Below are 18,764 nucleotides of genomic sequence, written 5' to 3'. Positions count from 1 at the left end.
CGTGAATCTACCAGCGTCAGCGCGCCAGCGTAAACGAGCGGACCGCACTGCTCTTCTCATAGAAGCGGCCGTTTTCGAACTGCTCGGCGACAACCGTCCAGTAGTACACGCCGGCCGGCAGATCGCTCACGACCAGTTGACCGCCCGTCAGATCGGTTCGGTCCACGAGCGGATGACGCAGATCGGCCGTCGCGGCAAGCACGAAGCGAAAACGTGTCCCGGCCGCGTCGCGGCTGACGAACCAGCGGAATTCATAATCGTGGCTGCCGGCCCGCGGCCCTGCCGATGCGTCCAGCCCAAGCTGGCGCCGGTCGAAAGCGTAGACCTGCGGCAGACCTTCGAGCCCATTGGCGTCGATCGCGGCGATGCGTACGAAATAGGTGCCGTCGGCCAGTTCGCCGAAATCGGCGCGGGGCTCCTTCACACGCAGATCGCGGATCAGGTCGAGCTGGTCGGCGTCGCGCGCAATCTGCACGCGGTAGGCCACAGCGTGCGCGGCCGGCACGAGGTCGAACGCGACTGTCTTGCCGTCCTGCACTTTGGCCGGTTGCGTGAGCGCCGGTGCGGGCAACAGCTCGACAGGTCCGCCGATCGGACCGTCTGCCCGTGTGACGCTGCCGTAGCGCGCCTTGACGAGCTGCGCGGATGCCTGCAACGGCACACCGGGCAACGGCGCCGAGGCCTGCCCGCCGCGCTCGGCCGGGTCGACGCCGACCGCGCCGTCCAGCACTTCCACCGCGGTGGTGCGCTCATCGCCGTCATAGGCAACCTTGAACCGCGTGCCGCGCACGCCCGCGACAACCGACGGCGAGCGGATCTGGAAGCGGTCATCCTTTTTGGTCGCATGCGTGACCTGGCTATCGACTTCGCCACGGCGCAGTTGGAGTACGCGGTCGCCGCTGCCGGTCAGCGCGGTGCGCCGCAGCTTGTCGATATCCAGCGTGGCGTTCTGCGACACCGTAACGTGCGAGCCGTCGGGCAGCCCCAGCGTCACAAAGCCGTTGTCCCCGGTGCGGATGCGGTCGCCCTCGCCGAGCGTCGCCCCTTGCGTGAGCGGAAGAAACGGATGGTTGCCGAAAGCATGCTCGGCCGGTCCGCTGGTTGCGAGCACACTCGCCGATTCCTGGTCCTGTTTGAGCCTGTCCGCCGGCAGACGCAAGGCGATGCCGGCGGGCATGCGGCGCGGCGCGGGCACATGATTGAGGCGGCTCAGCAAGGCCCAGTCATCCGGGTCGCGCATATAGCGCCCGGCGATGTCGTACAACGTATCGCCTTCGTGAGTCACATAGGAAACGTACACCGGGGGCGGCACCTTCGCGCGCGCCTTCGATCCACGCGACGTTTGTGCATGCGCCGCTGCCGGGCCGAAGCAGGCCATGGCGATCAGGCTCGCCGCCGCCAGCCACGCGCCCGTGCGGCGGCCCGGCGATGCGCAGCCGCGCACCGCCACACTGAGGGAAAGCGTCACGCATCCCCCGCTTCAGGGCGCTCGTCGGCCATAGCCGGCGGCGTGGCGGACTCGATCCGCTCCAGCCGGTAGCCGTAGCCGTAAATCGGCGTCAGACGGTAGCCGTGCTCCGGCCGCAGGCCGAGCTTGCTGCGCAGCATCGAGACGTGCGTGTCCATGGTGCGCGATGGAATATCGGTGGCCTGCTTCCAGATCACGTCGAGAATATGAGCGCGCGACAACGGCCGGCTTAGATGCTGGAACAGCAGCAACGCGAGCTCGAACTCCTTCTGCGTGACGGCAACCGTCGTGCCGCGCACGACTACGTGCTTGGCGCTCAGATCGAATTCGATTTCGCCGAAAACTTCTTTTGCCGCCGCCGGCTTGAGGTGATACGCGCGACGCAGCAGCGAGCCGACGCGCGCCAGCAGCACCGCGGAGGAAACCGGCTTGACCACATAGTCGTCCGCGCCGGTGTTGAGAATCGACGTGATGTCGGTTTCGCGGCCGCGGCTCGTCATGAACAGCACCGGCAGACGCTCGGAGAGACTCTGCCGTACCCAGCGCAGCACTTCCTCACCCGACATATCGGGGACGTTCCCGTCGAGCACCAGCAGATCGAAAGTCTGACGCCGCAATTGCCGCACGAGCTCGCGACCCGCAACGAATGCGTGACAAATATGGCCTGCCGCCGACAGCGTTTGGCAAACAAGGTCGGCCTGGGCCGAATCGTCATCCAGAACAGCAATTCTCATAACACCCCGCAACGCGACATCGTCCTTCGTAACTTGTGGCCGGATAACCGGCAGATACCGGGGATGGCGGTGTTCGCACCGACGATCCGGCTCCCGTGTTTCTCTCAGGCCGCACATTGTCCGACTAATGGTCCTTCGCCTTGCCCCCCGCTCTGTCCAGCGGCCGCGCCATCTCAAAATTGGTGCGCATTGTTCGCTTTATCTGCACCGGTTATTGAAGGAACAGATCATCATAATCGAAAAACGACTGTTTCTTTCCCGGAATTCTTTTCCGGATTCGATTAACCCGCAATCAGGCCGGGCTCTTCGATTCGGTGTTGCCTGCCACATATTCCCGGGCGGCCTTGGGCCGCCTCGGCTATGGGTGTCGATCCGCCGGGTTTGCCGTTCGGATCGGTTGGTCTCACTCGCGCGGTAGTTGGCCCCGTTCGCCGTTGTCTTCTGCTGGCCGCGCCCGCGTTCGGGAAACGACGATTTGACAATTTGCGACTCAGTATAGAAACAGTCTCAAAATAAATCGTTTAAACATTGTTAAATCGATTTGATACTGCAGGCGCGGATATAGGTTTAAACAGATGAACGCCACAAATCAACAAAAAAAACAATAACTTGAAACATCGATCGGATCAATCGACGTGACAGCAACGTGCGTTATCGCGTTGCAACACCCCGAACCTGGCGTAATGATTTTCGCCGAATTTTTTCACCTGATAGCGATCGCCTGCCGGCGGCTGTATTCGACCTTGGTCCAACAAGATCGGCCTACGGGGATTGCCGCCGACGACCCAACATATGCAGCGTACTCATTAAACGATTGAAATATGTCATCCAACGCATACATCGACAAGTCTATCATTCGGGTAATCCCTTAACGCATGAGTCATGAGTAGCGCCATGAAGTCGAGCCAGCCCTCCGTCGCACCCAGCAAACCCTTGGCCTTTGCCCTCGTCACGCTACTGACAGGCGTCGGCGCGGGCCTTGGCGGCATGGCACTCGCCCTTCTGCTCCATGCTGTCCAACATGTCGCATTCGGCTACAGCCTCGAGCAACTGGTTGGACACGAGAGCTTCCTCGAGGGAGTCAGCGCCGCATCGCCTCTGCATCGGCTGGCTGTTCTGAGCTTCTGTGGCGTGGTAGCCGGCGTGGGCTGGTCGGTGCTATATCGCTATGGCCGGCCGCTGGTCAGCATCCGCAAGGCGGTCGGTTCCGCGGACCCGCGCATGCCGTTTGTAAGCACGATTGTTCACGCGCTTCTTCAGATCGTGACGGTTGCATTGGGCTCGCCGCTTGGTCGCGAAGTTGCGCCGCGCGAAATTGGCGCCCTGTTTGCCGGCCGCCTCGCGCACCGCGCGGGTCTGACGAGTGACGACTCCCGCATCCTCGTCGCATGCGGCGCAGGCGCAGGTCTCGCGGCCGTCTACAACGTGCCGCTTGGCGGTGCCGTCTTCGTGCTGGAAGTGCTGCTCGGTACTTTTGCACCTCGCGCGCTCATTGCGGCGTTCATCACTTCGACCATTGCGGCGCTGGTTGCGTGGAGCGGCCTCGGCAACGAGCAGCAATACGTTGTGCCGGTGTTTGCCTCGAGTGGCCCGCTGCTCATCTGGGCTGCGGTCTGTGGCCCGCTCTTTGGCCTCGCCGCCTGGGGTTTCGTCAAACTCACATCCAGTGCCCGAGCCAATGCGCCACGAGGTCTTCGCCTTATCGCGCTGTCCGTCCTGAACTTCGCGGCCATCGGTGCGCTGGTCATGGTCTTCCCGCAACTCGCCGGCAACGGAAAGGGAGCCGCGGCGCTCTCATTCAGCGGGAACCTCACAATCGGACTCGCCGCGGCGCTGCTCGCGCTGAAGGTCGCAATCGAGGCGTCCAGCCTGCGAGCAGGTGCGGAAGGCGGTTTGCTGACTCCCGGACTGACCAACGGCGCATTGCTCGCGGTAGTCCTCGGCGGGGTTTGGAGCCACTTTTTCCCCACCGTGACGCCTGGCGCGTGCGCACTGATCGGCGCAGGCGCGTTTCTCGCAGCGTCCATGCAGATGCCGCTGACTGCCGTGGTGCTCATCGCCGAGTTCACTCACACGAATCACAACGTGCTGTATCCGTTGCTGGTCGCCGTGGGCGGTTCAGTCATGACGTTCCGCGCGAGTCCCGTTCTTCTCGCTTGCCTGACCAAGCCCGCGTGCTTGCCCGCCAGTGCTGACGTGCTGGCGAAACAGGCCGAACGCGCCAGCGCTTGAGTCTCTCGCATTTCCCGGACGCACGAAAAACTCACACGTGTTGCGAATCCGTAGACAGCGATTGACCGCCACTCGCAGAACAATGCCCTCACCCGCGAACTCCATCGCTGTCACGCTGCCTTCGATCCCCACCACTTTGCCACTCAGCAGATTTGCCTCGCCAGGAAAACGCGCTGTATAGGTATTCGCCGGATGCCGATAATTCCCTGGACAAAAAAAACGGCGTCACCCCACACGGGAGGCTAACGCCGCTCAAAAAACACTACACGCTCGCGGGGAGATCCAACCGCACGAGTGACTTCAAATTAACCCGTAGGAAAAACAGACTCAAGATGAAAGAACTGCTTTTGTAACTCGCCGCCAGGTATTTATTGCGGCCGATGCAGTCCATTCCGGTTAGAAACGTTGCGCTGTCTACGATAAAAAATCGTCTGAATTTACGCGTCAGAAATCGTCAATTTACACACACAGAGGTTTTGTTACAGTTGAAATGGCTCGGTGAGTCGTGTCCCGACTTGGTCGAACGATGGCCGCCAGAATCGACACTGCCCGCCGCTAACAGCCAGTCAGGTGCCGCGCTCGCTGCAGACTCGCCCAGCAGACGCTTGCCGCTGCGGTGCAATGCGTTCGAGTTTGACCTGCGCGTTGCCCGCCGCCACCATACCGAGCGATTGCGCGGCGGCGTACGACAGATCGATGATCCGCCCGCGCACGAATGGGCCACGATCGTTGATGCGAACGATCACCGACCTCGCGCTGCCGAGCGCCGTCACGCGCACGCATGCGCCTAGCGGCAACGTGCGATGCGCGGCAGTGAACGCATGCATGTCGTAGCGTTCGCCGCTCGCGGTGCGGCGGCCGTGGAACAGATTGCCGTACCAGGTTGCCCTTCCGGTCTGTTCGAATGATTTGCCGCATGCACAGGCCGCCATGGACGACAACTCGCCATCGTCTGCCGGCGGTGTGGGCTTTGGCTCGCCGCGCGATACATCCAGCGGACGCGACGTGCTGTCATCGTCGGCCGACGGTGCCGCCGTATCCCGACTGGTACGCGCCACCGCGCCTCTGTCGCTCAGCGACGCGGGCTCAACGCTTTGCTGCGCGCATCCAGCCAGCACCAGCATTAAACCAAACAAAGCGACGATCGAGACGCGCCGCTTCGCACCAGAAATGGAATTTATATAGGAGTTCATAAGTATCGGGCCGCGCGGCGTACTGCCTTCGGCAGGCGTCGCCTTGCGTTTCAATCAGGATCAGCGGCGTAGCCGCAAGCGCATCGCGTTACCGGTGGGCCGGAAGGTACTGAAGTGGATCGACAGGTTTGCCGTCGGCACGCACCTCGAAGCGCAGCGACGCCCGGCCGCTATCGTCGGTGCCCATTTCGGCGATTGCGTCGCCTTGTTTGACGACAGCGCCTTCCTTGACGAGCAACGCGCCGTTGTTGCCGTAGGCGCTCAGCAGACGCGCGTCGTGCTTGATGATGATCAGGCCGCCATAGGCCGCGATCTGGTTACCCGCGTACACCACCCGGCCGGTCGCCGCCGCCCTCACCGGCTCGCCGGCGTGCCCATCCAGCACGATTCCCTTCGTGCTGCCCGGCACGAACGGCGCGGCCACGGCACCGTCGACCGGCCACGCGAGGCGACTCTTTCTTGCAGGTGACGCGTTTGGCATGTTCGTGACGCTCGCATCAGCGTCAATGAGCGGAGTGGACGCCGTATTGGCTGCCGCGCCTGAAGTGATCGAGTCGCCGGCCTTCGTTGGCGGCGCGACCCGCAGCACCTGGCCGACAAGCAGGCCCTCGTCGGGCGACAGATGGTTCCATCGCGATATCGCCGGCGGCTCGCGGCCGAACGCCTTCGCGACGCTAATTTGCGTATCGCCGGGATTGACGCGATAGAAGCCGGCCTGGACAGCCGGAGCAGGCGCAGGCACGGACGCGAGCGGCATGCCGGCTGTGTCGGCGCCAGCGGAAGCGCCCCTTGAAGGGTTTTGCGGGAACAGCGAGCAAGCAGTCAGTGACGCGGCAAGCAACAGCCCGGACAGCATCAATTAATTTAAGATAACTGAATAATTAACCCAGAACTGGTGGCACGGAGTCCAGCACTGGAGCGCGACATCGATCGCCACACGATTCTCGAAACTTTCGTCTCGCGGCTTGACGGCTACCAGACAGGCCGGTGACACGCACCGGCCCGCGGCGTCAATTTGCTTGCCGATCGTTACGGCTTGACCGGTGCTGCGTCGCCATTCGACGGAGCGGCTTGCGCATCACCGGCAGCCGACGCCGCGTGGTGATGATGTGCATGCTTGTGATGCTTCGTGTGATGATGCTTGGCAGCGGGCGCGGAGGCCTGCTCCGTGGCAGCAGCGGGCGCCGGCGCGTCGACCGGCGTGGACGCCTGGGCAAATGCGCCGATCGAGAACAGACCGGCGACGGTGGCAGCGAGAATTTGCTTGTTCATGAGTGACATTTCCTTAACATTCTGCGTTGACTGACCTTTTCATGGTCGCGTGTTCAACGAGTGTCAGGAGAAAGCGTTGACGGCATCGTGAGGAATACTGCATTCCTTGACGATTCGTCACGCATTTGCGCACCAAGCAGTCAAATCTGGGGATATTTTCGCGCGACGGATCGAGGCACAGCGGCGGCTGGCGCGGCATGCGCGCCAGCCGTTTTGAGATGTTTTTTTCAGGATGCCGGACATGCTCCGGCGCGGCGCAATCTGCCGCGCTTATCTGCCGCCCTCGATCTCCGGCATCGGCGCGAACAGCGCGTCGAGGTCGTCATCGGAGAACTTGGTGGCGCCGGCTGCGTCTTCGGAGAGAATACTGTCCGCGAGCCCCGCCTTCTGCTCCTGCAGTTCCACGATCTTCTCTTCGATGCTGCCGGCCGCAATCAGCTTGTAGACGAACACCGGCTTGTCCTGCCCCAGCCGATGCGCGCGGTCGGTCGCCTGATTCTCGGCGGCCGGGTTCCACCACGGGTCATAGTGAATCACCGTGTCGGCGGCGGTCAGGTTCAGGCCCACGCCGCCCGCCTTCAGGCTGATGAGGAATAGCGGCACCTCGCCTTGCTGGAAACGCTCGACAGGCGTGGCCCGATCCCCCGTCTCGCCGGTGAGTGTCACATACGGAATCGCGGCTTCATCGAGCGCTTCTGCGATCAGCGCCAGCATGCCGGTGAACTGCGAGAACAGCAGCACGCGGCGCCCTTCCTCGATCAGTTCCGGCAGCATCGACAACAGCAGATCGAGCTTGGCCGAACGCATCGCGCGCGCGCCCTTCTCAGCCTTCTCCACCTTCTCCGGCGCCCCGTGTCGAGCACCCGGCTCGTCCGCCGAGCTACCCGCCTTGAGCGTGCGAACGAGACGCGGGTCGCAGCAGACCTGGCGCAGCTTCAGCAGTGCATCGAGTACGATGATATGGCTGCGTGCGAGCCCCTGCGCGCTGACTGCGGCGCGCACTCTATCCTGCATCGCGGTGCGCACCGTTTCGTAGAGATCGCGCTGCGCGCCTTCGAGATCGACCGAGCACACAATGGTGGTCTTGGCCGGCAACTCTTTCGCGACCTCGTCCTTGCGACGGCGCAGCATGAACGGCCGGATGCGGCGAGCCAGCAACGCGCGGCGCACGCCGTCACCATTCTTCTCGATCGGATGACGCCAGCGTTTCGTGAAGTCTTTCTGGCTGCCGAGAAAACCCGGCAGCAGAAAATCGAACTGCGACCACAGTTCGCCGAGATGATTCTCCAGCGGCGTGCCCGTCAAACACAGTCGATGCCGCGCGCGCAGTCCGCGAATGGCTTGTGCGGCTTTGGTGCTGGCGTTCTTGACGTACTGCGCCTCGTCTAGAATCAGCAGGTGGTAGTCATGTTCACCCAGCACCTTCTGATCGCGCCACAGCAACGCGTAAGTGGTCAGGATCAGTTCATGCTCGCCGATCTGCTCGAAACGCTCCTTGCGCTGCGGGCCGTTCAAGACCAGTACTTTCAGTTCGGGCGCAAAGCGGCGCGCTTCCTCGCGCCAGTTGTGCACGAGCGTGGTCGGCACCACGATCAGCGCGGGCCGGTTCAAACGACCCGCTTCTTTCTCGGCAAGAATATGCGCGAGCGTCTGCACGGTCTTGCCGAGCCCCATGTCGTCGGCGAGCACGCCGGCCAGATCCTGCTCGCGCAGAAACTGCATCCAGTTCAGACCTTGCTGCTGGTAGGCCCGCAGTTCGGCCTTCAGGCCGCGCGGCACCGGCACTTCGTGCAGGCCTGGGCCTGCTTGCAAACGCTGCGCCAGCTGGCGGATCGACTCCTCGCCGCGGAATTGCCAGCGGCCCGTGCCATCCAGCGCTTCCAGCCGGCCGGCGTCGACCGAGGCCACGCGCAGCGGCACACCAACGGCCAGCGACCCGCCCAATGCGTCGAACAGATCGACCAGCACGCGCACCACGGGTTTCAGCCGGTCGGCGCGCAGGCGCAGGCGCTTGTTCTCCTCCGTCTTCAGCTCGATCGGCTCGTCGTCGGCAATCGCTTCGAGCGCGCCGCTCAACCAGCGCTTGTCGCGCCGGAACAGGTCCGCGAGCAGCGGTTCGAGCCGCACGTTGCGCTCGCCGATACGAATGCCCATCTCCAGATCGAACCAGCCGTCACCGGCTTGATGCGCGGTGCCCTCGATCGCGTCGATCTCGATCACGTTGTAGCGGAATTCCGGCGCCATCGTCACGCGCCAGCCGTGGCTCACGAGTTCCGGCACGGCGTCGTTGACGAAGGCGGACCATGCCTCGGCATCGGGCAGCCCCAGCATCGTATCGGGCAGCAGCCGCGCGGCGTAGACCCGGCTGGTCGGCACTTTCTGCAAGCCGGTCTTGCGCAGTTCGAGCAGACGCTTTTTCTCGGCCTCGTAGCGGCGGCGAATATGGATTACGTCGCCGCCAGGGAGCGGCACCAGCGTGACGCTGCTATCCGCGTTGATGCTGACGCCGTCGTAGGCGAAACTCACGCCGGCCAGCTCGACCGCCTCCGACTTGCGCAATCCCGCCCTCGCCGTGGACGGTAGCGCATGGCTGTTAAGCGTGAGCACCGGCACGGGATCGACGTCGATCACACGAATCGCGGACGCGTCGTGGGTGGGCGGCAGCGGCAGTTCGGGCGAGATCTCGCGCAGCACCGAGGCCACCAGCGGCGCTTCGGCGAGCGAGATCGGCGGCATGGCGAGGTAGTCGGGCAACTGCTGGAACGGCAGCGACAGCTGCACGACGCCCGCTTCATTGGCCACGCCGTCCACGTACCAGACCGGCTCGGTCGGCAGGACCATACTGGCGCGCGGCTCGGTGCACAGCACCGGCCGCAGGCGCCGGTCGGCGAGCGGCTCCCACTCGATCCGGCCGGGCCGGTCGGCCGCGCGCGACAGCGGGACCGGTCCGTCGCGACCCGGCGCGGGCTGGAAATCGGCAAACAGACGCCCGGTGGCGATCAGCTTCTGCAGCATTTCCGCGCCGCTCGTGCCGCGCAGGATGAACTGGCCGAAGTCTTCGCGGGAACGGCCAAGCCACAGGCCGCGCAAGATCGACAGATCTTCGTCGGAGACGAACTTCGGCTGCTTGAGCAGCGCGGCTTCCACATTGCCCCACGGCTCGTCGACCTCGACGATCGCACCTTGCGCATCGCAGCGCGCGCGGTAGAGCACGACCTCGTGGCGCATGTGAAAGTCCGACCAGTTCAGCCGGTAGGCGAGCGTCTGGGTGCGCGGCGAGTTCGCTTTCTGGGCTTGCGCATCGGCGGCCTCGGCGCGTGCGCGGAAGCGCTCGAGCCAACTGACCAGTTCGGGCCGCACGCCCTGCGGCGATTCCCCGTCCGCCATGGGCTGGGGCAGGAACTCGCCGGCACGCTCGTCCTCGTCCATCGCGACGGGCGTGATGTGATCCATCTCGTCGTGATACTCGAGTTCGGCGAGCAGCAGCGCGGCCACGTGCTTGCAGTTACCGCCGACCGGGCAGGAGCAGTCGCCCTGCGCCCAGGGTGAACCGCCGTCGGTACGGAAACGGACCCGCGTTTTATAGGGAAGCCGCTGCGTACCCTGCACGTTGCCGCTGAGCGTGTTGCCCTGCCATTTCAAGTCAGTCACGGCGCCAACCCCGTGCGCCTTGGCGACCGTGTGGTCCCCAAGCCAGTCTGCAATCCGTTCCCGATCAAAGAAAACTGACGACATCGGCGTCCAATCCTATTCAAGCCTGCGGAGGCAGCCGGCCGGGCAAGGAGTCAGTTCGGCAGACGGTACGCGTCTGCCGGCGCATGGCGGCCGGGCATCAAATGCCTGTGGTAACCGGCCATTTTACGCGTTGGATGGAATGGGCTGTGGCGGCGCCTGCGTACCCACCATGAGCTCCAGCCCGGCGGCCGCGAACACTTGCTGAAGCGCGGGCGCCGGAGCCTGATCTGTCACCAGCAGATCGACGCCTTCCGCGCCGAACGCGTGCACCAGCGCGCTATGCCCGAACTTCGCGCAATCCGCCGCGACGACGCGCCGCTCGGCCTGCGCGAAGGCCGCCAGCGAAAACGCCGCGTCGGCGGGCAGCGCGTCCATGAACCGGCCCTGCATGTCGATCGCGGTGACCGACACGATCGCATAGCGCACGTGGAATTGACGCAGGAAAGCCAGCGCGCTGTCGCCCACCGCCGCGCAATCGTCGGCCCGCAACTCGCCGCCTGCGATAAATACCCGGTTGCCGTTGCGCGACGCCAGTACGCGGGCGACCTCGATGGAGTTGGTCACGACCGTGAGCCGCGAGCGCGCGGCGAGCGCCTGGGCAATGTGCAGACAGGTCGTGCCGCCCTCCAGGATCAGCGAATCGCCGTCCCGCACCAGTTCGCCGATGCGCGCGCCGATCGCCTGCTTGCCCTCCTGGCTCGACACCATGCGCCGCTGGAACGGCGGCTCGTCGAGACGCTCGGGCAACATGATGCCGCCGTGGACCTTGATCAGCAGGCCGTCCGCGATCAACGGCTTGATATTGCGGCGGATGGTCTCGTCCGACACGCCGAAACGGCCGGCCAGATCGGTAATCGTGCAGGTGCGCTGCTCACGAACGAGCCGCAGGATCTCGGCTTGGCGCTGGCTGGAGAACATGGCAATGGAAGAGTGACGATTGGCCGGAGTCTAGCAAAAGTCACGATTCGGCGGGTTAAATAGCCACACATTTCCAACCAAAACCACACCTCGCACGGCAGTGCTTGCGATGCCGGCGATCATCCACACACCTTGGCCAAATCGCGGTGACGCATTCCTCAATGTGACGGCGGCATGACACAACGGCAATTCCAACACCACCCACTACTCGTTGCATTTCGTGTTTTTTTGCGGCAATCTATGGAGACTTTTTCCACGCATTCCCACACATGTCCACACACATTCCTACCCATGCCCGCGTCGTCATCATTGGTGGCGGGATCATTGGCTGCTCCGTTGCCTATCATCTGACGAAACTGGGTTGGACCGACGTGGTGCTGCTCGAACAGGGCCAGCTCTCGTGCGGCACGACCTGGCATGCAGCCGGGCTCGTCGGCCAGTTGCGCGCCCAGGAGAGCATGACGAAACTGATCCGCTATTCCACTGCGCTCTACGCCGAACTCGAGGCCGACACCGGCCTTGCGACCGGCTGGAAGCAATGCGGCTCGCTCTCGGTGGCGCGCACGGCCGAGCGGATGACGCAACTCAAACGCACCGCCGCCGTCGCGCGCGCCTACGGTGTGGCGTGCGACGTGATCAGCCCGCGCGAAGCCGGCGAACTGTGGCCGGTCATGCGCACCGACGACCTGCTGGGCGCCGTCTGGCTGCCCGGCGACGGCAAGGCGAATCCCACCGACCTGACCCAGGCCCTCGCGCGCGGCGCCCGCATGCGCGGCGCGCGCATCGTCGAAAATACCCGCGTTACCGCGATCCACACGCGCGCCGCACAGGACGGCAAGGCCGGCGGTTCGCATGGCGCGCGCGAAGTCAGCGGACTCGCGTGGCGCAACAAGGACGGCGAAGAAGGCACGATCGGCGCGGACATCGTGGTGAATTGCGCGGGCCAGTGGGCCAAAGCCGTCGGGCGCCTGTGTGGCGTCACGGTGCCGCTGCATTCGGCCGAGCATTACTACATCGTCACCGAGCGCATTGCCGGCGTGCATCCGGACCTGCCGGTCATGCGCGACCCGGATGGCTTCATCTACTTCAAGGAAGAAGTGGGCGGACTCGTGATGGGCGGCTTCGAGCCGGATGCGAAGCCGTGGGGTATGAACGGCATCCCGGAGAATTTCGAGTTTCAACTGCTGCCGGACGACTGGGATCAGTTCGAAATCCTGATGGAAAATGCGCTGCAACGCGTGCCCGCGCTTGAAACCGCGCAGGTGCGGCAGTTCTATAACGGCCCGGAATCGTTCACGCCCGACAACAACTTCATGCTCGGCGAAGCGCCCGAGCTGCGGCGCTTTTTCGTCGGCGCGGGCTTCAATTCGATGGGTATCGCCTCGGCGGGCGGCGCCGGCATGGCGCTCGCCGAATGGATCGTCGCAGGCGAGCCGACCATGGATCTGTGGCCGGTCGATATCCGCCGCTTCGCGCGCTTTAACGGTAACGACACGTGGCTGCACGATCGCGTGAAGGAAACCCTCGGGCTGCACTACGCGATGCCGTGGCCCAATCGTGAGCTCGACAGCGCACGGCCGTTTCGCCGCTCGCCACTGTATTCGCTGCTGCGCGACGACGGCGCCTGTTTCGGCAGCAAGATGGGCTGGGAGCGCGCCAACTTTTTTGCGCCCTCGCCTGCCGAGGCCAAAATCGACTACGCCTTCGGCCAGCAGAACTGGCTGCCCTGGAGCGGGGCCGAACATCGCGCTTGCCGCGAAGGCGTGGCGCTGTTCGACATGACGTCGTTCTCCAAATTTCTCGTCAAGGGACGCGACGCGCAAAGCGTGCTGCAGGAGATCGTCGCCAACGACGTGGACGTGCCCACCGGCACCACCGTCTACACCGGCATGCTCAACGAGCGCGGCACCTACGAGTCGGACTTCACGCTCACGCGTCTCGCCGACGATCAATATCTGCTCGTCACAGGCACCGCGCAAACCACGCGCGATTTCGACACCATCGAAAAAGCCATTCCGCTCGACCGGCACTGCACGCTCGTCGACGTCACGGGGCAGTATGCGGTGCTCGCCGTGATGGGCCCGCGTTCACGCGAGCTGTTGCAGAGCGTGTCCAAGGCGGACTGGAGCAACGAAGCGTTTGCCTTCGGCCAGAGCCGCGAGGTCGATCTCGGCTATGCGACCGTGCGCGCCACCCGCCTCACCTATGTCGGCGAACTGGGCTGGGAGCTGTACGTGCCGGTTGAGTTCGCGGTTGGCGTGTACGAGACGCTGCACGTTGCGGGCAAAGCGTTCGGCCTCGTCAACGCGGGCTACTACGCGATCGACTCCTTGCGCATCGAGAAAGGCTATCGTGCCTGGGGACGCGAACTCACGCCGGACACGAATCCGTTCGAAGCGGGTCTGACGTTCGCCTGCAAGCTCGACAAGAACATCCCGTTCCGCGGCCGCGACGCGCTGCTCAAACTGCGCGACGAACCGCTGCGCCGCCGCATGGTCGTGCTGACCGCCGACGGCGCCGGCGACCGCATGCTGTGGGGCGGCGAAGCGATTCTGCGCGATGGCAAACCGGTCGGCTTCGTGAGCTCGGCGGCATTCGGGCACACGCTCGGCTGTCCGGTCGCGATGGGCTACGTGAACAATCCCGACGGCGTGGCGGATGCCGCGTATCTGACGAGCGGCCACTACGCGATCGACGTCGCCGGCGACCTGCTGCCGGCCACCGTGCATCTGAAAGCGCCTTACGATCCGCGTTCGGCGCGCGTCAAGGCGTGACGTGAAGACGTCACGCCCGAGCTAACGTCCGCCGCGCGCCATGCTGGAGAACACGCCGTCGCGGCGGATCAGCCCGTGAAACAGCGCCGCCGCGAGATGCAGCAGGACCGTCGCGAACAAGGCGAACGCGAGCCACGTATGCAACGCGCGCAGCAGCGCGAACAGACGGACATCATGCGGCGCGATCGGCGGCAAATGCAGCGGACCGTATAGCGTGACCGGATAGCCCGCTGCAGACAGCATGCCCCAGCCGATCAACGGCATCGCCGCCATCAACGCATACAGCACGAGGTGCGAGGCCTTGGCCACCCTGCGCTGCGGCGCGGACATATCCGCAGGCAACGGCGGGCTGCTGCGTGTGAGGCGCACGCCCGCACGCAGCAGCACCAACAGCAGCAGTGCAATGCCAAGCGGGCGGTGAATCGCAATCAGCGTGTCGTGCGCGCGCGAGACGGTCGCCACCATCCCCACGCCGATAAACAGCATCGCGATGATGAGCGGCGCCATCGTCCAATGCAGCAGACGCGCGAGCGGACTGAAATGGGTACGCGTCGGCGTCATGAATGATCTCCGGTCGACGGGACTTGATGAATCGCGGGATGCAGCGCTTCCTCACGCGTGCGGCGCTGATACGACTGTGCATAGGCGGCCGAGCGCGCCGCAAGCAATGGATCGTCCGAGGGCCGGATGCCTGCCGGCAGGATCGTTGGATCAAAGTTGACGTCGCGGCAGGCGCCGTCTTCCTGCGACGTCGTGCGTTCTATCACCAGCGTGCCCGCGTCGATTTGCTGCCGGTCGGCGGGCCATTGCAAGGTGGCGTCGCCGGTCGGGTCGCCAGCCTGCGCGACGGTCAGGATCAGATGCCAGCGCAGCGGTCCGTTTTGCAGGCGCTGATCGAGGTCGGCCGCGAGAAAATTCTTTTCGGCCTTTTCCGCGTCGGTGACCGGTGCATAAGGTGTCTCGGGCACCATCGCCCAGCGCACCGCGCGCGTCGAGCCGGAGGCATCCGTAAAGCGGAACGCGTTGATGCCGTAGTACGCGGCATTCGCCAGACTCGAGGACGGCGGGTGCGCCTTCACCCAGGTCTGGAACGGCCGGGTTTCGGGATTCGCGGCGTAAAACGCCTTGAGTTTGGCGGGGTCCGGTTTGCCGGTCGCCGGATCGGGTTTGGCGGCGACCAGTTGCTGATAAAACTGCTCCGGGGTATGCACCGCGAAAACGGGGGCCGAATTCATCCCCGTGCGCCATTGTTCGCCGTCGGGCAACTGGAACAACAACGCCATGCTGCGCACCGGCGTGCTGGTATCCGGCGCGGACGGGTTGCCGCCGGGCACCGCAAACCGGCCCGTGACCGGCGTGCGGCCGGGCGCGAATACCAGCGCACGCGAAACGGCCGCGCCCGCGCCGTTGCTGTCGAAATATCCCTCGATGCACAGCCCCTTGGCATGGTTGCGCCGGTAGCCCGGATGCGGCTGACCGGCTACCGTCTGGAACGTGTCGATGATGCGCGGCGCAGTAAGGCGCGCGGGTGTCAGCCAGCCTGCCGTGTAGGCAAAGCCGCCGGCGAGCGCCAGCACGGCCGCGCCGATCGCGGCGAGTCTGCATGGCACGCAGACCGGCGCGGCGTGGGGAACGGGTGGTTGGGTCACAACAACTCCTCTCTCGGATGGATGCGCCTGGTGGGCAAACATAGGGGCGAACACATCAATCGCCGATCTATTCCATCCGATAACCGGCGCACCCGTTCCCCTGGCGCGCCGGTTATCGCGGCCCTCACTTGGCGCTGACCGCCGGCGCGCTCGCGACGTGATCCATCCGTGCTTCGGCGGCGAGCGCTTCCTTGTGCTGCGCGACCTGCTGCGCGAAGATCGGATTGACATCCGGGTACGAGGTATCGGTGACGTAATTCAAGCCGTTCTGCTCAGCCTGAATCAATTCCTGGTACACCTCAGCACGCGTCTTGCCCTCTGCAAAAGCGCTCGAAGAAACGCCAAACGTAAAGAGCGCCACGACGGACAATGCGGAAATAGCCACTTTCTTCATGAAGAACTCCAGCGAGTTTTGTGCGGGTTTGCATGAGGGAGAACCACGGGTTCGCGGCTTTTATTCCTGCGTCGGCGCCACGGCAAAAACATAGTCGAAAGCGGGAATAAACGAGCTCTGAGTGTGTTCGCACATCGATAGCGGACAACCGATGCAAGCCGACGCCATGACCACCGACACCCCATCCGATTCGCCGATTTCCGAAGCTGACATCCAGGCCTACGCCGACGGCACGCTGATGCCCGAGCGCGCGGAGTTTCTGCGCGCGTATCTGAGCAAGGATCCGGCGGAGGCGCGCCGGGTGGCGTTCTACGGCAGGCTGAACGCGCAGGTCCAGGCCGCCTTTCAAACCACCGACGAACCCGCGCCAGGCCGCGCCGGTGCATGGCGCGGCACGTTCGGCCGGATCGGCGCCACGCGGCGCACCCGCAAGCTCGTCAACACGCTGGCCGCGCTCGCCCTGACGCTGGCAGTGGCAAGCGGCTGGCTGGCAACCGCCCAGGTGTCCGCCCAGTCGCTCAACAACGCCGCCGTCATGGCGCTGGCCGAGACCGCCGCCGCGGGATTTTCCGCCGCTTCGCCGACGCGGGCCGACCTGGACGCGCCGAATCTCGCGTCGATCGGACTGCGCCTCGTGGACCGGAAAATGCTGTCGCCCGGCCCGCTTCAGCGCATCGACGAATTTGTCTACATGAACGGGGACAACGAGACGGTGGGGCTGCTTTCGGCGGGGGCGCAATGGGGGCGGGCGCAGCCGCAGTGGTACGCCCGCCGTATCGGCGATATTCGTCTGCTGTTCTGGAGCGCGCGCCTGAAGCGCTTCGTGGTGGCCGGCGACGCCCGCGCCCACGGCCTGATGCGCGCGGCCGACTCCCTGACCACGCGCTGATCCGCGCCGGTATTTCACGATCTGATGCGAGCCACGGGAATAAAATGCAGCTACGCGTGTTTGCAGTTCGAATGCGTCGGCTGGCCACGCCAGCCGGCGCCCGCCTCGTGCACACGACGAGCCCCACGATTGGGATGAAAAATGGATGTCCGTGACGATCTGATGGAGCACGTGCCGCGTCTGCGGCGCTATGCCCGCGCGCTGATCAACAATCGCGACCTCGCCGACGACCTCGTGCAGGACACGCTCGAACGCGCACTCGGGCGCACCGGCATGTTCCAGCCCGGCACCGACCTGCGCGCGTGGCTGTTTACGATCATGCACAACGTGTTTGCCAATCAGGCGCGCAAGGCCTCGGCACGCGCGATTCACGTGGCGGTCGACGACGACAGCGTGCACGAAAGCGAATTCGCCGTGCCGCCCGCGCAGACCCGCTCGCTGGAAATGCGCGATCTCGACTACGCGTTGCAGCGCCTGCCCATGGAACAGCGTGAGGTCGTGCTGCTGGTGGGTCTCGAGGAAATGAGCTATGCCGACGTGGCGCTCGCGCTGAACATTCCGATCGGCACGGTGATGTCGCGCCTGTCGCGGGGACGCGAGCGGCTTCGGGCATTGATGGCGGGCTCGCAGCCCGGCGCAAAATTAAAGGTGGTGCGATGAGCGACCAACACTTGCCGATCGGCGAAGAAGAACTGCACGCGTACGTGGACGGCACGCTGTCCGACGCACGCCGTGCGGATGTGGAGCGGGCACTCGAACAGAATCCCGAACTTGCCGCGCGCATCAGCGATTATTTTTCGCTGAACAGCATGTTCCACGAGCGCTACGACCGCGTGTTGAGCGAGCCCGTGCCCAAGCGCCTGCTGGCGCCCGCGCCGCGCCGCTGGCGCATGGCCGCGAACTGGCCGCAGTTCGCGGGAATGGCGGCGGCGTTGGTGCTGGGCGTGGGCATTGGCGTCGGCACGCATATGGGACAGGACGTGATTGCGCCCGCCGCGGACAGTCACTCCGCCACGCGCCCCGTCAGTGCGGACAGCACCGAAATGTTCGCGCACCAGGCGGCGGTGGCGCATGTGGTCTACATGCCCGCCATTGACCGGCCGGCCGGTATGCGCGCCGATCACGAGCAGGATTTCGTGCAGTGGCTCTCGAACCGGCTCGGCACCAACGTTCATCCGCCGATTCTTTCGAAGAGCGGCTTTGCTCTGTCAGGCGGACGCCTGCTGCCCGGCGCCGACGGCCCAACCGCGCAGTTCATGTATCGCGGACCGAACGGCGAACGCGTCACGCTGTGCATCTCGCGCCGCAAGCAGAACGCCAACACGACCGCGTTCAAGCTGTATCAGGACGGGCCGGTGAACGTGTTCTACTGGATCGACGGCGACTTCGGCTATGCGGTGTCAGGCGGGATCGAACGGGCTCAGTTGCTGCAACTGTCGCACGACGTGTATGCGCAGTTGACGGGGGCGGCTCCGGGCTGAGCGCCGCACCGGGCGCAGCGCGGTG

The 18,764-nt window shown here is 64.6% G+C and carries 15 protein-coding genes; 5 read left to right on the top strand and 10 right to left on the bottom strand.

From position 1 onward, the window contains the following. Positions 1-16: 16 nt before the first annotated feature. Positions 17-1,468: a FecR family protein gene (locus A6V37_RS20790; protein ID WP_064286300.1), complete on the bottom strand. Its 1,452-nt coding sequence runs from the start codon at positions 1,466-1,468 to the stop codon at positions 17-19. Beyond that, the gene (locus tag A6V37_RS20785; protein ID WP_064286299.1) at positions 1,465-2,202 is read right to left on the bottom strand and encodes a response regulator transcription factor; all 738 of its coding nucleotides are present in this window, start codon (positions 2,200-2,202) and stop codon (positions 1,465-1,467) included. Before A6V37_RS20785 ends, A6V37_RS20790 begins: the two co-directional genes overlap by 4 nt. A gap of 894 nt (positions 2,203-3,096) precedes the next feature. On the opposite strand from A6V37_RS20785, the gene A6V37_RS20780 reads away from it, so the two are divergent. Further along, positions 3,097-4,434: a chloride channel protein gene (locus A6V37_RS20780; protein ID WP_064272018.1), complete on the top strand. Its 1,338-nt coding sequence runs from the start codon at positions 3,097-3,099 to the stop codon at positions 4,432-4,434. A 566-nt stretch (positions 4,435-5,000) separates the two neighbouring features. On the opposite strand, the gene A6V37_RS20775 is transcribed toward A6V37_RS20780, so the two are convergent. The 5 genes from A6V37_RS20775 to A6V37_RS20755 all read right to left on the bottom strand — a co-directional run bounded on the left by A6V37_RS20775 (position 5,001) and on the right by A6V37_RS20755 (position 11,552). After that, positions 5,001-5,627 (bottom strand): septal ring lytic transglycosylase RlpA family protein, encoded by a 627-nt coding sequence (locus A6V37_RS20775; protein WP_064272017.1) that lies wholly within the window; start codon positions 5,625-5,627, stop codon positions 5,001-5,003. Between the two features lie 88 nt (positions 5,628-5,715). Then, on the bottom strand, positions 5,716-6,384 hold the full coding sequence (locus A6V37_RS20770; RefSeq protein ID WP_242665974.1) for a peptidoglycan DD-metalloendopeptidase family protein: 669 nt from the start codon (positions 6,382-6,384) through the stop codon (positions 5,716-5,718). Between the two features lie 272 nt (positions 6,385-6,656). Then, a complete protein-coding gene (locus A6V37_RS20765; RefSeq protein WP_064272015.1) occupies positions 6,657-6,899 on the bottom strand; it encodes a hypothetical protein in 243 nt (80 codons plus the stop codon). A 270-nt stretch (positions 6,900-7,169) separates the two neighbouring features. Beyond that, complete coding sequence (locus A6V37_RS20760) at positions 7,170-10,634, bottom strand: DEAD/DEAH box helicase (RefSeq protein ID WP_064286298.1); 3,465 nt, start codon at positions 10,632-10,634, stop codon at positions 7,170-7,172. Positions 10,635-10,757: 123 nt separating this feature from the next. Continuing rightward, positions 10,758-11,552 carry a DeoR/GlpR family DNA-binding transcription regulator gene (locus tag A6V37_RS20755; RefSeq protein ID WP_064272013.1) on the bottom strand — a complete coding sequence of 265 codons (795 nt, stop codon included), beginning with the start codon at positions 11,550-11,552 and terminating at the stop codon, positions 10,758-10,760. A gap of 269 nt (positions 11,553-11,821) precedes the next feature. Between A6V37_RS20755 and A6V37_RS20750 the strand changes: the two genes are divergently transcribed. After that, a complete protein-coding gene (locus A6V37_RS20750; RefSeq protein WP_064286297.1) occupies positions 11,822-14,326 on the top strand; it encodes a GcvT family protein in 2,505 nt (834 codons plus the stop codon). Positions 14,327-14,347: 21 nt separating this feature from the next. Here the strand turns inward: A6V37_RS20750 and A6V37_RS20745 are convergent, their stop codons facing one another. The 3 genes from A6V37_RS20745 to A6V37_RS20735 all read right to left on the bottom strand — a co-directional run bounded on the left by A6V37_RS20745 (position 14,348) and on the right by A6V37_RS20735 (position 16,369). Further along, the gene (locus A6V37_RS20745; RefSeq protein WP_064272011.1) at positions 14,348-14,887 is read right to left on the bottom strand and encodes a cytochrome b; all 540 of its coding nucleotides are present in this window, start codon (positions 14,885-14,887) and stop codon (positions 14,348-14,350) included. Beyond that, positions 14,884-16,017, bottom strand: a complete 1,134-nt coding sequence (locus tag A6V37_RS20740; protein WP_100249458.1) for a catalase family peroxidase — start codon at positions 16,015-16,017, stop codon at positions 14,884-14,886. The genes A6V37_RS20745 and A6V37_RS20740 overlap by 4 nt, the downstream gene beginning before the upstream one ends. 82 nt (positions 16,018-16,099) lie before the next feature. Beyond that, on the bottom strand, positions 16,100-16,369 hold the full coding sequence (locus tag A6V37_RS20735) for a DUF4148 domain-containing protein (RefSeq protein WP_064272009.1): 270 nt from the start codon (positions 16,367-16,369) through the stop codon (positions 16,100-16,102). 166 nt (positions 16,370-16,535) lie between these two features. Between A6V37_RS20735 and A6V37_RS20730 the strand changes: the two genes are divergently transcribed. The 3 genes from A6V37_RS20730 to A6V37_RS20720 all read left to right on the top strand — a co-directional run bounded on the left by A6V37_RS20730 (position 16,536) and on the right by A6V37_RS20720 (position 18,739). Then, entirely contained in the window at positions 16,536-17,258 is a 723-nt protein-coding gene (locus tag A6V37_RS20730) for an anti-sigma factor family protein (RefSeq protein ID WP_064286305.1), read from the top strand. Positions 17,259-17,399: 141 nt separating this feature from the next. After that, entirely contained in the window at positions 17,400-17,918 is a 519-nt protein-coding gene (locus A6V37_RS20725; protein WP_064286296.1) for a sigma-70 family RNA polymerase sigma factor, read from the top strand. Next, on the top strand, positions 17,915-18,739 hold the full coding sequence (locus A6V37_RS20720; protein ID WP_064286295.1) for an anti-sigma factor family protein: 825 nt from the start codon (positions 17,915-17,917) through the stop codon (positions 18,737-18,739). Before A6V37_RS20725 ends, A6V37_RS20720 begins: the two co-directional genes overlap by 4 nt. The last annotated feature ends 25 nt before the right edge of the window (positions 18,740-18,764 follow it).

Source organism: Paraburkholderia ginsengiterrae (assembly GCF_001645125.1).
GTDB lineage: Bacteria > Pseudomonadota > Gammaproteobacteria > Burkholderiales > Burkholderiaceae > Paraburkholderia > Paraburkholderia ginsengiterrae.
Note: the sequence above shows the minus strand (reverse complement) of the source record. Positions and strands in the feature narration are given on the sequence as shown.